The organism is Lacinutrix sp. YIN62, from assembly GCF_057219185.1.
Genome location: NZ_JBXVVH010000033.1, coordinates 1 through 17,128 on the forward strand (window position 1 = coordinate 1; position 17,128 = coordinate 17,128).

17 protein-coding genes are annotated in these 17,128 nt (G+C 28.7%); all 17 read left to right on the plus strand.

The genetic code is table 11. From position 1 onward, the window contains the following. On the plus strand, positions 1 to 1,182 hold a 1,182-nt coding region (locus AC2D8I_RS15225; RefSeq protein WP_484706911.1), incomplete at its 5' end, for a phage baseplate assembly protein V. Position 1,183: 1 nt separating this feature from the next. Beyond that, complete coding sequence (locus AC2D8I_RS15230) at positions 1,184 to 1,354, plus strand: hypothetical protein (RefSeq protein WP_484706914.1); 171 nt, start codon at positions 1,184 to 1,186, stop codon at positions 1,352 to 1,354. A gap of 19 nt (positions 1,355 to 1,373) precedes the next feature. Further along, positions 1,374 to 1,823 carry a hypothetical protein gene (locus AC2D8I_RS15235; RefSeq protein WP_484706915.1) on the plus strand — a complete coding sequence of 150 codons (450 nt, stop codon included), beginning with the start codon at positions 1,374 to 1,376 and terminating at the stop codon, positions 1,821 to 1,823. Next, positions 1,820 to 2,845, plus strand: coding sequence for a DUF2931 family protein (locus tag AC2D8I_RS15240; RefSeq protein ID WP_484706916.1), 1,026 nt, complete (start codon positions 1,820 to 1,822; stop codon positions 2,843 to 2,845). The genes AC2D8I_RS15235 and AC2D8I_RS15240 overlap by 4 nt, the downstream gene beginning before the upstream one ends. 1 nt (position 2,846) lies before the next feature. Further along, on the plus strand, positions 2,847 to 4,526 hold the full coding sequence (locus AC2D8I_RS15245; RefSeq protein WP_484706917.1) for a phospholipase effector Tle1 domain-containing protein: 1,680 nt from the start codon (positions 2,847 to 2,849) through the stop codon (positions 4,524 to 4,526). A 17-nt stretch (positions 4,527 to 4,543) separates the two neighbouring features. Next, positions 4,544 to 5,500, plus strand: coding sequence for a hypothetical protein (locus tag AC2D8I_RS15250; protein WP_484706918.1), 957 nt, complete (start codon positions 4,544 to 4,546; stop codon positions 5,498 to 5,500). A 23-nt stretch (positions 5,501 to 5,523) separates the two neighbouring features. Further along, positions 5,524 to 6,009, plus strand: a complete 486-nt coding sequence (locus AC2D8I_RS15255; RefSeq protein ID WP_484706919.1) for a DUF4280 domain-containing protein — start codon at positions 5,524 to 5,526, stop codon at positions 6,007 to 6,009. Next, positions 6,006 to 8,813, plus strand: coding sequence for a hypothetical protein (locus AC2D8I_RS15260; protein WP_484706920.1), 2,808 nt, complete (start codon positions 6,006 to 6,008; stop codon positions 8,811 to 8,813). The genes AC2D8I_RS15255 and AC2D8I_RS15260 overlap by 4 nt, the downstream gene beginning before the upstream one ends. A 5-nt stretch (positions 8,814 to 8,818) precedes the next feature. After that, positions 8,819 to 9,802, plus strand: a complete 984-nt coding sequence (locus AC2D8I_RS15265) for a hypothetical protein (RefSeq protein WP_484706921.1) — start codon at positions 8,819 to 8,821, stop codon at positions 9,800 to 9,802. 209 nt (positions 9,803 to 10,011) lie between these two features. Continuing rightward, the gene (locus tag AC2D8I_RS15270; protein WP_484706922.1) at positions 10,012 to 11,007 is read left to right on the plus strand and encodes a hypothetical protein; all 996 of its coding nucleotides are present in this window, start codon (positions 10,012 to 10,014) and stop codon (positions 11,005 to 11,007) included. Between the two features lie 2 nt (positions 11,008 to 11,009). Further along, positions 11,010 to 11,750, plus strand: coding sequence for a hypothetical protein (locus AC2D8I_RS15275; RefSeq protein WP_484706923.1), 741 nt, complete (start codon positions 11,010 to 11,012; stop codon positions 11,748 to 11,750). Continuing rightward, positions 11,737 to 12,027 (plus strand): hypothetical protein, encoded by a 291-nt coding sequence (locus AC2D8I_RS15280; RefSeq protein WP_484706924.1) that lies wholly within the window; start codon positions 11,737 to 11,739, stop codon positions 12,025 to 12,027. Before AC2D8I_RS15275 ends, AC2D8I_RS15280 begins: the two co-directional genes overlap by 14 nt. A gap of 68 nt (positions 12,028 to 12,095) precedes the next feature. Further along, the gene (locus AC2D8I_RS15285; RefSeq protein WP_484706925.1) at positions 12,096 to 12,308 is read left to right on the plus strand and encodes a hypothetical protein; all 213 of its coding nucleotides are present in this window, start codon (positions 12,096 to 12,098) and stop codon (positions 12,306 to 12,308) included. A 2-nt stretch (positions 12,309 to 12,310) separates the two neighbouring features. Beyond that, the gene (locus AC2D8I_RS15290; protein ID WP_484706926.1) at positions 12,311 to 13,306 is read left to right on the plus strand and encodes a hypothetical protein; all 996 of its coding nucleotides are present in this window, start codon (positions 12,311 to 12,313) and stop codon (positions 13,304 to 13,306) included. A 356-nt stretch (positions 13,307 to 13,662) separates the two neighbouring features. Next, positions 13,663 to 14,607 (plus strand): hypothetical protein, encoded by a 945-nt coding sequence (locus tag AC2D8I_RS15295; RefSeq protein WP_484706927.1) that lies wholly within the window; start codon positions 13,663 to 13,665, stop codon positions 14,605 to 14,607. 272 nt (positions 14,608 to 14,879) lie between these two features. Further along, complete coding sequence (locus AC2D8I_RS15300) at positions 14,880 to 15,812, plus strand: hypothetical protein (RefSeq protein ID WP_484706928.1); 933 nt, start codon at positions 14,880 to 14,882, stop codon at positions 15,810 to 15,812. Positions 15,813 to 16,013: 201 nt separating this feature from the next. Continuing rightward, the gene (locus AC2D8I_RS15305; RefSeq protein WP_484706929.1) at positions 16,014 to 16,937 is read left to right on the plus strand and encodes a hypothetical protein; all 924 of its coding nucleotides are present in this window, start codon (positions 16,014 to 16,016) and stop codon (positions 16,935 to 16,937) included. The last annotated feature ends 191 nt before the right edge of the window (positions 16,938 to 17,128 follow it).

The following is a 17,128-nucleotide window of genomic DNA, read 5'->3' on the forward strand; positions in this document are numbered from 1 at the left end:
CTAGACGATGCAAAAAACGAATCGAAAACACGAGGAGACGTTGCGGGTTTAAATGAACTAGCCAGTTATGCGTTTCAAGCTTCTAAAGAACTATTTTCTATAGATACCAATGGCTATTCTGAAACACGGGTAAAAGATAAAAGTGAAATAGATACCATTGTTAAAAACAAACAAGGAAGTAAAGTCGCAACTGCAAATGTACTTAGTGGAACCAGCACAAAACAAGGTTTAACAGTAGGCTCTGTAATAAAAGTAACTGCTGCACAACGCGGTATTGGCGCTTTTGATGTTAAAAATTACGGAGAATTTATTATCACCAAAATTACGCATCATGCAACGGGATCTAGTGAATACAACAATACATTTGAAGCCATATCTTCTGGCGTAACACTATTACCAGAACCTGAAGTAACCTTACCTATCGCACAGTCTCAAATAGCAACGGTACTAAGTAACGACGATCCGAAACAAAAAGGACGGGTTCAAGTACAATTTCAATGGCAAACAGGTCCTATGAAAACCTCTTGGCTACGTGTAATGACTCCCGATGCAGGACGTAGCGACAACCACGCGCAAAATCGTGGGCATGTATTTATACCTGAAATAGGAGATCAAGTAATGGTTGGCTTTCGTTATAACGACCCCAACCGCCCTTTTGTAATGGGAAGTTTATTCAATGGAACTACAGGTGCAGGAGGAAAAGATAAAAATAATTACAAAAGTATTATTACTAAAAGCGGGCATATACTAGAGTTTAATGATACTCCTAATAGTGAACGCATTACAGTTACCGATAAAAAAGGAAATCACTTTATTATAGATACAAAAGGAGAATCCATTACCATTAATGCCCTTAAGGATATTAATCTTATAGCAGGGGAAAATCTAAACATTACCGCTGGGAAAAACATTATAGTTAACGCTGGAGGAAACATAGATGAGAGCGCAGGCCGAAACATAACTTCTAATGCAGGAAATGACATTTTACAAACCGCATCAAAAGATATTAAGGAAAAGGCAAATAATATAAAACAAATTGCGGATAATACATTTGACATACAATCAAAAGAATCCACAGAATATGCCGACAAGATAAACATGCAAAGCTTAAAAGAAGAAATAAATATGCTGAGTGCAAAAAAAGTCCATATTAACGCAAAAGAAAAATCTAATTTATTTTAAAATGGCGATTATAAAAAGGGGCTTAAATATAAAAAAAGTAGCGTATCAAAATTATGTTATAAAAGCGACAGAATTAAATAAAGTTTCTGAGAAAGCAACTTTAGAATCTGCTAAAGATAATATGACTCTTGCTGGTGCTACAAAAGTGAATATAAAAGCTGATCATGAATAACTGCTTTTTTTAAGAATCAATGAATGAGAATACTGTAATTATAGGCAGCTTAACATTGGTGGGATTTATACTATACACTCTTGTTTTTAGAACGTCATTAAAATTAAAAATGAACACAAATGTATACCTAGCGTTAGTCGCATATTTTACGGCACCAATATCATTAATACTTACGCTAGCCATTTTAACATATACGCTGTATCAGACATATCACATAAAAACGAAATTAAATACAGTGATTTTTTGGTGGCTATTAATCAATAGTATTTTAACATTAATAATTTATACAATAGACAAATTATCTCATGATTCACAAAATTTTAATAGCGATACGGCAGGAAACACAATGGTTTCTGGAATGAATTTTATAGCGCAATTTGTTTTTCAATCCGTAGTATTAATAGCTACAGCAATTGTTTTTTTTGCACATAAAAACTACGTTCAAAAAAAGAAAAGCAAGAATACATGAAAATTAAACACGAGATATTAATAATACTTTTCGCATTATTAGCATTAAACTGCAAAAGCAATAAAATGGATAAAAAATATAATTGGTCTGTATCTATAAATGCTCCTAAAAATTTTCCAGCAACCTTACATTATGGAACCTTAGGAGACACTGGTATTAGAGGAAAAGGAGTACTTAATAAAGGCTGGGGGCAAATGGGTTCTATTACAGGTGATACCGAAAGAGCGCTTCCTAAAGAACTTCATTTGGTATGGCTCTCCTATCTCGAAAATCAATTTTATGAAGGTCATTTTGAATTAGATCATAAAAAAATAGCAGAAATATTTGAAAAAGGATTTAAAATTAGAAGAAAAGGAGAAATTTTAACCTCTCATAAATTAAACTTTATTGTTAATGTAGCTCCAGGAGGTACAGTTGCTCTTTGGCTTACAGGACCTAGTGGATTTCAACGAGAAGTAGGTTTCTATCAAGCTGAAAAAACAGAAGTAATTTGGAAAGAATATAATCCGCATGGAGAACAGGATAGAGAAAAATATATTAAACTAGATACAAATCGCTTACCACCCAAAATAATAACACAATATAAAGCTGGGAATCTATCTTTTAAAAAATGGCAAACTTATAGACAAAAATTTACTTGGAGTATACACATAAAAGATGATCCACATATGGTTTTTTTATATGCGTATGCATTTAATGGGGAAGAGTATCGAATAGATGATGATGATTTGGAAATAAATGAAGATACCATAAATAGTGCTTTACCCAAAGAATTCAGAATACAATGGGAAGAGTCAGATCAAGTAAAAGAAGCTTTTGTAGCCACCTGTATTTTTAAAGATATTGATTACAATACTATAGTAACAGCCTTTAAAGAAAACGATAATAAAGGTCGTTTTGAGATAGAAACTTATATGGATAATAATATAAAAAGACTAAAGCTCTATCTAATAACAGGAACTAACCGACAAGAAATACACTTAGAACAAAATACCGTAAAACGAGTTTTATATAAATCATAATATGAGTGGAATTATTTTTGGAGAATACAAGCAAACTAGAACAGCTATAGAGCGAGGTAGTAGTATTGTTATAGGAATTTTTTTTGATGGTACAGGGAATAATCGTAAAAATGTACGAGCATACAAAGCGTATAAAGGAGAAGCTATAGAAATGGAAGCGGGAGAAACTATAGAGGAATATAAAGAAGCTTATGAAGAACATAAAGACGATAGTAACGGAGATAATAGCTATAACTCAGACGAATCTAACGTATCACGATTAGAACCTCACTATTTAACTGAAGACACAAATGTTTTTAAACTCTATATAGAAGGTATTGGTACTGAGGGTTTCAATAGTGATGCAGGTATAGGTGCAGCGCTAGGGATGGGGAGTACAGGGGTTCCTGCAAAGGTTAAAAAAGCTTGTACACAAATAGTAAATGAAATTTTGCCAAGAGTAAAATCAAATGGTAAAGATGAAAATAAATTTAAACTTATAGATCAAGTATATTTTGATGTTTATGGTTTTAGTCGTGGAGCAGTAGCTGCGCGGCATTTTGTCTCACAAGTTAAAAAAAAGGCTTCTCATTATGAATTTCGAGATAGAGAAGGAGAATTACAAGTGATTGATAATCCTGCTTATGGCTATTTAGGAGAAGCGTTAAAAGAAGGAAGGATATCGATAAATACCGTAAAAATAGGATTTGCAGGTTTATATGATTCAGTGTCTTCTCATGGTGTTAAACACAGTAATGATCATACAGATTTGGAGCTAAACCAAATGTATCATGCCCATAAAACGGTACATTTAATAGCGCAGGATGAAATAAGATATAATTTTGATTTAACAAGTATAGAAAGTGCAGGTGCTAAAGGATTAACTATTAGTCTACCTGGAGTGCATTCTGATATTGGTGGCGGTTATTTAGCTAATATTCCTCAAGAAAATACGTTGCTATGGGATCTAAGTAATAACGAATCAGAAGCAGAAAAAATAGCGTATGATTTTATAGCAGAAGGTTGGTATAAAAGAGATGAAATAAAGATTGAAGATGGTTGGACACGAGATGAAGTGTGGGGTAAAAGAAAAAACTTAACTAACGCATACAGTGTCATAGCATTACAGTTAATGGCTAAATTGTCCAAAAAATATCAAGCGAAGATTGATACTGCATCATTAAACAACAAGTTTGCTGTAAAAGGTAATTTATTAACAGAAGTACAAAAGCGTATAGAAGCAGAATTTAAGGGGAAAGATGAAGGGGTACAGGCTGTAGATCTATTAAAATTTAATAGCCAGCAAAATGAAAAAGAGCTTCTGGAACAAAAAAAGGAAGACATAGCACTATTAATAAAAGAAAGCGAAGCTGAGAAAACAAAGACACAACAGACAAGAGCTTCTTTAATCTTAGACGCTAAAATGGTGGAACACGCAAAAGATAATACAGAAGTTGTAGCACCAAAACGTAAAATAAATCAATTAAAAAAACCCATTATAGTCGATTATACAACGTTAAGTGATATGCAACTAATAAGAGCATTGAGAAATCAATACTTACATACATCGTTTACCTATGAGAATTTTAAACTATCTAGTTGGTGGCATTATATTCCTGTAATAAGAGAAATCCTAAAACTACAAGAGCCTATGAAACCTAGAAAAGACGGCAATAGAAAAGTATACGATGACACTAAATAATTAAACGAAAATAAACAATGCCCAATACGCCCCTTTCTTTACCTATTGAGACTAAAACGCCTCCAAAACCAACCCCTCCTACTATACCAGAAGAGAAAAAATCTTTTCTAAAAAAAATACAGTATTGGTTAATCCTTAATAAAACAAGTTTTTTACATCGTACCTATGGCATGTACATTAATTATAATGAACAAAAAACAATACAGTACCTCATAGAGTTAAAGTGTATAGCCTATAAAAAAGAACTGTTTTATTATCGCTTAGAACGGCAACGTTTTTTTAAAGACGGGAAACAAGTAGATGGCTTTATGGAACAGTTGGCAGAGCAAAGTGCCAGTTGTTTATACCCTTTAGAGATTACCGTAAATACTTCAGGACAACTGTTAGCTGTTAGCAACCACAACACAATACAAAAACGTTGGGAAATTAAGCAAAAAGAGCTTGCAAAACGCTATACAGGAGCTCCATTTGTAAACCATTGTAAACAAATCTCTAAAGCTCTAGAAAGCCCTGAAAGTCTCGTAAAAAGCTTACATAATGATGTATTGTTCGATATTCTATTTTCAAAACTATATATAAACTATACGAAGAGCTTTACGCAATCCTTAGAAAAGCAATTTAAATGGTTTCCTGGTATACAGAAATTACGTTTTTATGGTAATCAAACGGTGGTACCCCTACTTAAAAAGAATAACCGCCTAATTATTAACTACCAAGGCGATATAAAAACCACAGCAAGCTTAGAATCTGGAACCACAGCAATAAAATACGAATTAGACGCAAAAGATCATAGCCTATTACGAATAGATGGCAACCTAGAGTATACACAAAATAATATTGATAAAACCATAACTTTTAAAGCCATTTGGCAAGAAGATTTGGATAAAACAGCACAGCGTAAAATAGCCTATGAAAAGAAAGAAGGGACTTATATAGATCCCGATGCCGAAAAGAAATGGTACGAATTCTGGTAATAATTTTATAATAATTAAAAACAATGGGAAAAGCAATAGTATGTCAAGAAGCAGAATGCGAGTGCCAAAATGGGACTATGCCAGATAAAATAGTATCGATAAGCCAACATAAACAGTATGTGAACGACGCCGAAGGTGAAAAAAAGATGATTGTTTCTACCATGGATATAGGACAACCTTTTCAAAAAAAAACCTTTGGACAATGCAAGTTGCAACCCACCCCAGGCGGGTATAAACCTTGTCAGCCTATGGTCACAGAATGGCAAGATTTTTATGAAAAAGTAACGCTAGACAATGGGGGGAATCCAATTTTAGAGAACAGTAAGGCTACCTGTCCCATTGCAGGAGCACCATGTATAAGTATTACATTTCATGGTCAAACAGCAGAAGCTACATCGGCTCATGAGGAAGCAGCCGACGAAGCGGTAATGGCGCAAATAAATCCAATGGCATGTGAGGAAACAAGCTCTTTAGAAATAATTAATCATGATTTAAATTCACTAGGATGAAAACAGACTTATTTAATGAAACAGGAGAGGCATTAAAAAAAGAAGAGGGATATGCTGATAAGGAAATCACGACTAATAATACTTCGGTTAGACGAGAAATTTACAGAGAATATTATGTTTATTTAATCCCAAAAAATAAGGCAATAAACTTTAAGATTTTAGCTTTAAAAGCAATTAATACTACAGCTACACAAAATAATGTGTATTGGATAGCGCAAGCCTATAATAAATTTAGAACCAATACATGGTTAAATTTTAAAGTAGGCGGAACTACAAAAACACAAAAAAACACCCTAGCTGAACACCTTACTGATTTAAATAAAAAATCTGAAAAATATAAAGACGTAGTATATACTGAAAAAGACACACGATTTATAGGCACACACTACATAAAAGCGACCTATAAAAAAGATATGGGCAAAGATACCTTTGGGAGTATTAATTATAAATCGAATAAACTAGGTGCTGGTATCTGGCTAGAAGGAGTTAATTATCGCCCAGGATGGATGTCTCAAGGTGCATTTATAATAGCAGTCGATGATCCTCAAATTATGTCTTTTTATGCAAAAAAAAGAATCAGCACAAAAGATGTAAATACGCAAGAGAAAAATCTGAAGTTTATAGAGAAAAATATCCAATCACTAGAAAAAGAACTTGAGTACGGGACTATTGTAGACTTACACATAAAATTACATAACGTCCCCTATTATGATATACAATTAACAATAACTGCAGATAATAAAGAGTTAGTAAAAGAGGTTATAACAGTAAACCGTAATAGCGATAATCCTATATTGGATTATAATATAGAACAACGGTATGAGCTATACATAGATCCCCAATGGATAGATACATTGAATCATAAAGAAGGAGAAAACAATGAAGATTCTATAAAAAGCGGAAAAATAAGTATAGCCTTAGTCCCTAATCGGGCTATAATGCATGCACCATATACCGAGGAGCAAGTAAAAAAATTAAAGAAAGAAATTACTTTTAAAATAAACTATAAAGATGAATGGGCGATTGATGAAGATGAACAAGAATGGATTCCGCAAATAGCCGAAATACAAGAAGCGACATTAGTAAGTCAAAATTATGAGGAATGTGGGTTTACTGCAATTAAAATAAGTGATAATTGTGGAGCATTTCATCTTTTAAAACAAGCAACAGACGGTAGTTTAGAAATAAACAATACCACACCTATATTAGAATATGTTGCAGGAAGTAATGCTACATCGCAAAACGTAACTATAGATTTAGAAGATGTAAAAACAACCGAATGTCAACAAGCAGGCTTTGATAATACTCAAGATGCAAGTAATGCTCACATTGATAATACTTTTGATATTACGCGCATACCTACAGAAACGGTACAAAGCAAACTATTTGGCAGTATAACTCCTGTAGAGGTAGTGAGCAAAGCAGAAAATAAGTTAGTACTCAAGCTATCCTATCCATACCAAGCCGATACCTATCTAGAAGTATTTGCAAAATATATGTTTGGAGCAAAGCATATATCCTATCCAGTACTCATAAAAAGCTGTAGATATATACGTACACCTATTTTTAAGATCTATCCAGATTTGCAATGGGCAGTGCATATAAATTATGCTGCGGAAAAAGTATTATTCTACAAAGAAGAAAAGGTTGAGTTGATAGAGTTTAACCAGAATCTATATGACTATCTTAAACTCGTAATTGAGTTTTTATATAATAAGGTGATGAAACCTATAGAAGAACTTATAGCGGCGCACAAATATTTAGCAAGTAGTGATGATGAAGACGAATTTAAGTTTTTAAGTGATGATTTAGCAGGCTTGGTTGATAAATTTATAGAAAGCGAGACCGAAACTATAGAACTAGGATACCACCATAAAATTAATGGAGAAGTAATAAATTATGCAACCAAACCACCTCATAATTACTTTTTATACTATTATGCTTTTCAATTATCACTAGCCACATTAGCTTTAGACTTAGTAGTCCTTTATTTTATAACGGGTAGAATGAAGCTTAAATCGCTTAAAAAAGCCAAAAACTTAAAGCAAGCTATTAAAAAAATAAGCGATAATAATATTAGTTTTACCTATCCTAAAGTAAGCTGTAATTTTGGATATGAGTATGAGCAAATGGCTGATGGTAACACGGCATTGATTATACGATTTACGTTACAAGCGAAACCTTTTTTAGGAGTGAAAATAGAAGAAGAGTTCACACCAAAAGGGAAATTAAAAGATAAATTGAAGGCTAATTTTTCGTTAAGTGTGAATGCTAGTGCCGATATCAATGTAAAATATAATTGCTTAACTAATACATGGAGTCTTAATGAAAATGCTGGAGATCAAACTAAAGCCTTGCATGAAGTAAAACAAAATAAAACGCTTAAGTTTAAAGGTGGATTAGGTTTTGGGCCACCACCACCCGAAGTTAAAAATGGTGAAGCTTTTATAGAAGGAGATGTGATTCGTACCGATTTGAAAATTAAGGGAAGAGCTGAAATTATAGGGAAGATTAGTGAGAAATATCACTTAATTCCGACTGAAATTGAATTATCCTTAAAAGGAAATGTTTCTTCTTTCATCGGTATTGAACGTATCATAGGTTTTGATAACCAAAAAGGACCTTTTACCCAAGAAAGAATATATTTTTCAGGATTACAATACGAATTAAAAGCGGAATATAAAGTAGGAGTTTTTGGTTATTATCCAGAGTTTTTAAATAATGAACATGAAAGTAAAGGAAATCTATTAAAACCATTTGATTATAAAACTAAACGAATGCATATCATGCAATTTTTTAAATGAAAAAAATGAAAATAAAAATAGCACTATTTATAATTATAATTAGTACGATAAGTTGTGAGTTGAATAAAAAAGAAAAAAAAATGAATAATATTGATTACAAAGAAAAGTTATATGATTTATCTACAAACGAAAGTTTTTTAAATGATTTTCCTTTTTATTTTATTAAAATAAACTCATCGTCAATAAGTTGTAAAACAACAATTAATAATGTTTTATTTAAAAAATATTATTCTTATTCTAAAGATTTACAAGGTATCCATTTTATTAATCATTATATTAAAAATAAAAATAAGATTAAATTACATATAGCCCCTATATATGATACAATTTTTGAAAAAACTAATGATTTTATAAATATAAAAGTATATAAATCTCCTTCAAAAAAAATATATACTGAAGATGATTTTTTTACCTCAGCTGAAGAGGTTATAAACTTTGATACTTATGCTCCTAGTAATAAGAAAAAGATAATATATGAAAATATTGAAGGATTACCTTATTTTGAAAAAGAATTTGAATTTGAAGCAGAAATGCCTTTTGAAAACGAAGCGCTGAATAATAGTAAAGATTTACAAGAAATAGATAAAAAAGTTTTAAAACAAAAAGTTTTAGAACAATATCAAAGATTTGTAAATAGCGTTAAAAATAAGAATGAAAATACTTATTGGGAATTGTATTATCACAAAGTAGCTTATTTTGCAAAAGCTAATTTTTTAACAAAAAAAGAAATAGAAGATTTAATTAAAGAAGGGGAGATATATTACGAAAAAATGTCTTATCAGCCTATAGAAAATTACGAAATGGTTTTTTATGATGAAGGACGTTTAGTTTGCTTTGAGAGTAAGAGCAACGAATTGGAGTTTAAAGGAAAATCACCACTTATAGCCACGGCAGTAAACCCTAACGATCCTGATGATGTGTTTAGAAACCCAATACAATTCTATTTCTATATGCCAAAAGATAGTAATGAATTGAAAATAATGTATTAAAAATATAATTTTCAAAAAAATGATAAAAGCATCTAGTTATACGCCTAGATGCTTTTACTATTTTATATTAAACAGCAACAATTATAGGTTTTGATAATAATCATGAGCCATTTATATAAGAAAGAATATACCTTCATGATTACAATTTAATATCTAAGTTTAATACAAACTAAAATGCAACATACGTATATTATGCAAATTTTCAAATCATGATAAAACTAGAATTAATTCTATTAGCTTTAATCTTATTTCATGTAGGATGTAAGCCACAAAGTAAAGAAAATATGAATGGTGTAAATTATAAAGAACAACTTAGAGAAATCAATAAAAGTATTGTAGATATAGATGAAAAACCTCGTTATAATTATCATTATCGATATTCAAATTGTAGAATAGAAATATTAATTAATGAAAATTTAGTTTTTAAAGATAATGGACAAAAAATAGGAGCATATTATACACCAATACCGATTAATCATTTATTAAAAAAAGGAAAAAAACAAAAGATAAAAGTAAAAGTAAAGCCTTTGTCAACGAAGGAATTAACGGAGAATGCATCTTTTAAGATAGGTGTTACATATTTTAAAAATAAAAATGAAAAAGATAAATATCATCAAGATGAAGATAACTTTTTCTTATTTCAGTTCAATACAGATGAAACTGTAACTTTTGAAAGTTTTGAAAGAAAAATTAATATTGAAGGATTACCTTATTTTGAAAAAGAGTTTGAGTTTGAAACAGAAATACCTTTTGTAAATGAAGCTTTAGTAAACGCTAAAGATTTAAGAAATTTGAATAAAGATGATCTTAAATTGAAAATATTAAAGCAATATAATTTATTTGGAAATAGCATAAATAAGAAGCAAAAAAATAAATTTTGGGAATTTACATATCAAAAAATGGAATATTATGTAAGTGCAAATTATTTTGATTATAAACTTATAGAAAAAATTATTAAAGAAGGGGAACAATTTTCAGAATGGGCGAATTTCCCCTCTATTGAAGATAATTACGAAATGGTTTTTTATGATGGAGGTCGTTTGGTTTGCTTTGAGAGTAAAAGCAATGATCTGGAGTTTAAAGGAAAATCACCACTTATAGCCACGGCAGTAAACCCTAACGATCCTAATGATGTGTTTAGAAATCCAATACAATTTTATTTCTACATGCCAAAAGACAGTAATGAATTGAAAATAATGTATTAAAAATGCAATACTTAAGATATTTATTAATCGCTTTTGTTTGTATTATTAGTTGTTGTTGTCAATCTCAAAAACAGGAAAATACAAGTACAGTTAATTATAAAAAAGAATTCAAAAACTTATATAAAGAAGTAGAAAAAAATCCAGAACCACCACTTTATATATATGCATTTGATTTCAGAAATGTATATATTGAAATGTATATCAATGATAAATTATTCTTAAAATCATACTCTTATATTGAAGCAATACAAGATAATCATTTCATCAATCAATATTTTAATAGTGAATTAGAACAAAAATTAAAAATTAAAATAAAACCAATAGATGAAGATTACTTTGATGAGCAATCTTTTTTTAGATGTAATTTAATTTCTTTAGATAAAAAATCGTATTATGATAATGATATATGGGAAGGAAAGAAAAAAATATTATATTACAAATCTAATGAATTCCTTAAAGATTCAACAGGGGCAATAATAGGTGAATATATCAAAGAAAAAAGACTAGAAGGGAAACCTTATTTTGAAAAAGAATTTGAATTTGAAGCCAGTATTCCTTTTAAGCTTCCCAATTTGCAGGAAACAAGTAAAGATTTACGAAATTTAGATGCTGAAGTATTAAAAAAGCAACTAATCACATACTTTAATAGGTTTAGAAATAGTGTTAACAACTCTGATGATGAAGCGTTTTTTTGGAAAACGATGTATAAAAAAAGCCTATTTAGAATGTATGGCAAATTATAGAAGTGAAGAAGAAATAAATGAATTGTATGAAAATGCTGAATTTGTGTTTTCAGATAAGAGAGTTACATTTTTACCACTAGAAGATTATGAAATGGTGTTTTACGATGAAGGTCGTTTAGTTACTTTAGAAAGTACTTCTTCAAATCTTAAGAAAAAAGGAAAATCTGTACTTAATTTAGAATTTAAACGAGAAGATAAAGAGTCTCAAAAATCTAATAAAATGCAGTTTTATTTGCATATCCCAAAAGATAGTAATGAGTTAGAAGTGTTATATTAAAAATATAATTTAAAAAAATGATAAAAGCATCTAATTATATATCTAGGTGCTTTTACTATTAAACAACAATGGTTATTGGTTTTGATAATCAAAAAGGACCTTTTACCCAAGAAAGAATATATTTTTCAGGATTACAATACGAGTTAAAAGCGGAATATAAAGTGGGGATAGTAGGATGGTATCCAGATATATTAAATAATACATTGGATGATAAAGGGAACCTTATTAATCCTTTTGATTATAAAACATCGCGTATGTATATTATGCAAAAATTTGAATAACTATGAAAAAAATATTATTACTTTTTCTTATTTTAAATATAAGTTGTAATTCACAAAACAATATAGGAATGATTGATTATAAAAATAAAATATTAAATATCAATAAAGACGTTAAAGATATAGATAATAAACCATTATATAATTTTCATTATTCATATTCAGGATGTCAAATCGAAATTTTGATAAACAATAAGCTTATATTAAAAGAATTTGGGTATAATACTGGTGCTTATTATACTCCTATTAGTATTCATCATCTTTTTGTAAAAGAAAAAACACAAAAAATAAAAGTTATAGTAAAACCTTTAATTGATGAAGAATTAACTAACCAATCTAGTTTTCGTATAGGGGTTTCTTATTTTAAAAATAGAGCATTACGAAATAATTACCATCAAAATGAGGATAGCTTTTTCCTTTTTCAATTCAATACAGATGAGACTATAAATTTTGAAAGTTTTGAAAGAAAAATAAATATTGAAGGATTATCTTATTTTGAAAAAGAATTTCAGTTTAAAACTGATGATATCTTTATTAAGAATGATTTTTTGACAAATGCACAAGATTTACGTGAAGTAAATCAAGATAGTCTTAAGCAAAAGGTTTTAAATCAGTATAATAAGTTTGCTAATAGTGTAAATAATAAGAAGGAAGAGATATTTTGGGAAAATTGGTATAATAAAACAAACTATCTGATAGAAGCGAATTATTTAGTTCCAATAAATGAATTAGGTATTATAGATATTGAAAGCATTATTAAAGAAGCGAAAACAATATATACTCAAGCAAATTTCCCTCTAATTGAAGATAATTATGAAATGATATTTTATGATAACGGTAAACTTGTATGTTTTGAGAGTAAAAAAGAGGATTTAAGGTTAAAAGGAAAATCACCCTTAATAGGTACGGCAGAACAGCATGATGGTAGTTTGTATAAAAAACCTTTTCAATTCTATTTCTACATGCCAAAAGACAGTAATGAATTGAAAATAATGTATTAAAAAAGATAAACTTCAGAAATGATAAAAGCATCTAATTATATATCTAGGTGCTTTTACTATTAAACAACAATAGTTATTGGTGTTGATAATCAAAAAGGACCTTTTACACAAGAACGCTTATATTTCTCTGGATTACAATACGAGTTAAAAGCGGAATATAAAGTAGGAGCTTTTGGTTATTACCCAAGTTTTTTAAATAATGAATATGAAAATAAAGGTAATTTTATAAAACCATTTGATTACAAAACAAAGCGTATGCATCTCATGCAAAATTTTAAATAATGCTAATAAAAAGAAGAAGAGTATTCCTAATATTAATAATAAGTGTAATAGCTTGTGGACAAAATAGAAAAGAAATGAATAATATAAAATATAAGGAAAAATTGTATGATTTAATAACCAGTAAAAACTATTTAAATGATATACCTTTTCATTTATTTGGATATAATTTCACGAAAACATTTATAGATATAGAAATTAATGGAAAATTGTTTGTAAAAGATTATAAGAAAAGCACAAAAATACAAGGGTATCATTTTATAAATCATTTTTTTAATAATCAAGGGGAACAAAAAATTAAAATAAGAATATATCCATCAAAAAATAATTTATTTGATGAATTTTCGAGTTTCAGTATTAACTTAAGTGCTTTGCCATCAAAAAAGGCCTGGAATAATATTAATTTCGCAGAACAAAGATATTTTATAGAATACAATACCGATGATTTAACAGGAGAAAAAAACGAAGACGGTTTTCCTTTACTTGAAAATGGGAAATTTAAACGAAAAGAGAATATTGAAGGGTTACCTTATTTTGAAAAAGAATTTGAGTTTGAAGCAGAAATGCCTTTTGAAAACGAAGCGCTGAATAATAGTAAAGATTTACAAAAAATAGATAAAAAAGTATTAGAACAAAAAGTATTAGAACAATATCAAAGATTTGTAAATAGCGTTAAAAATAAGGATGAAAACACTTATTGGGAATTGTATTATCAGAAAGTAGCTTATTTTGCTAAAGCTAATTTTTTAACAGAAAAAGAAATAGAAGATTTAATTAAAGAAGGGGAGCTATATTACGAGAAAATGTCTTACCTGCCTATAGATAATTACGAAATGGTTTTTTACGATGAAGGCCGTTTGGTTTGCTTTGAGAGTAAAAGCAACGAATTAGAATTTAAAGGAAAATCACCACTTATAGCCACGGCAGTAAACCCTAACGATCCTGATGATGTGTTTAGAAACCCAATACAATTCTATTTCTATATGCCAAAAGATAGTAATGAATTGAAAATAATGTATTAAAAATATAAATTTCAAAATGATAAAAGCATCTAGTTATACGCCTAGGTGCTTTTACTATTTTATATTAAAGAGCAATAGTTATAGATTTTGACAATAATCATGGGCCATTTATACAAGAAAGAATATATTTTTCAGGATTACAATATGAAGCTAAAGCTAAATTTTCATTTTTGGAAGAAATATTTAAAAAAATAAAAAAGGCAAAGGAAATTTAATACCTCATTTTGACTTAAAATATGATCGTATGTACATAATGAAACTATTTAAATAAAATGAAATTATTATTATATATAATGCTAATTCTAGGAATAAGCTGTAAAACTAATCAAAAAAAGATGCAATTTTCAAAAGATTCAAAAAGTAATTTGTTAAACATTAGTTTATCTAATCAAAATGACCAATATTTTTATCTTATTGATTACGATGTTGTTAAATGCAGAGCTGATGTTTATATTAATGATCAATTAATTATACGAAACGATAAGTTTGATGTAAATTCTCAAAACTATTTATTTGTCAATCATTTATTAACAAATAAAAGCGAACAACAAATTAAAATTAAAATATTTCCTACACATGATTCAATATTTGATGAACATTCTAAATTTTCTTTTAGAATTAGTAGATTAGATACAAAAAAAGATTGGGATAATAATAATTTTTCATCTCAAAAATATATAATAAATTATAGAAGTTCAAAGAATGAAACTTTAGAAGGTAAGACTATTTTTGAAAAAGAATTTATATTTAAAATAGATCAGACTCTAGTTAATGTATCTCCAAATATAAATAGTCTGGCAAAAAACCTTTCTTCTATTAATGTTGATTTATTAAAAAATAAATTGATAAAAGAATATACTCAACTTATAGAAAGTGTAAAGCAAAAGGATGAAGTTTTGTTTTGGGATGTTTATAATGGTAAAGCTAAGTATTTTGCTAAATACAATCAACTTAATAAAAAAGAAATTGAAGACATTAGAGATGAAGGTGATTTTATTTTAAATGAAACAGAATTAACATTAAATGATGACTCTAAACTATTTTTTTATGGAAACAATAGAATTGTTTCTTTAGAAAATGAAAAGAATCGTAAACCTGCATTATCATTTAAATATAAAGCAGAAGATGGTAATTATCACCATATAGAAATGCCTTTATATTTCTACATGCCAAAAGACAGTAATGAATTGAAAATAATGTATTAAAAAAGATAAATTTCAAAAATGATAAAAGCATCTAGTTATATGTCTAGGTGCTTTTACTATTTTTATATTAAACAGCAATAGTTATTGGTTTTGATAATCAAAAAGGACCTTTTCAAAACGAATTAAAATTGAATGTAGGGTTAGTGTTTTTGATTGTAAAACTAAATGAATGCATATCAGACAATTTTTTAAATGGGAATAATGAAAATAAAAATAACACTACTTATATTGATAATCAGCACGATAAGTTGTGAGCAAAACAAAGAGAATATAATAGATTATAAGACTGAGCTAAGAAAAATAGTTTCTAATAGAATCACTAATTCACCATTATATTTAATTAGACATAATGTTTCAAGAGGTTTGCTAGAAATATCTATGAATAATAAAATTGTATTAAAAAATCATGAATTAAGTATTCAATCTCAGAGATATGAATTTTTAAATCATCTCATTAAAAAAGAAGGAAAGCAAATCATAAAGGTTAAAATGCAAAGCTATGAAAATGAAAAATTTGATGAGAATTCTAGTTTTTCAATAGAATTAAGTCAATTTAACTCTAAAGATAGTTGGGATAGTTGGGATAATTGGGTAGATGATAATCAGCAAACCATACTATTAAAATATAATACAAATGATCTAAAAAGAAATTCAGATGGTTCACCATTACTTGATAAAGATAGTCGTTTTGTAAGAAAAGAGAATATTGAAGGAAAATCTTATTTTGAAAAAGAATTTGAATTTGAAGCAGAAATGCCTTTTGAAAACGAAGCGCTGAATAATAGTAAAGATTTACAAAAAATAGATAAAAAAGTTTTAGAACAAAAAGTTTTAGAACAATATCAAAGATTTGTAAACAGCGTTAAAAATAAGAATGAAAATACTTATTGGGAATTGTATTATCACAAATTAGCTTATTTTGCAAAAGCTAATTTTTTAACAGAAGAAGAAATAGAAGATTTAATTAAAAAAGGGGAGCTATATTACGAGAAAATGTCTTACCTGCCTATAGAGAATTACGAAATGGTTTTTTATGATGAAGGCCGTTTGGTTTGCTTTGAGAGTAAAAGCAATGATCTGGAATTTAAAGGAAAATCACCACTTATAGCCACGGCAGTATCCTGATGATGTGTTTAGAAACCCAATACAATTCTATTTCTATATGCCAAAAGGCAGTAATGAATTGAAAATAATGTATTAAAAATATAATTTTGGCAGTATCTCATAAACTGTGTAAGTTTAAAAATCTCGGGGTTTAATTCACCCTCGAGATTTTTTTATTTATTAACTTTAACACATTTATGAAACCAGAAGAT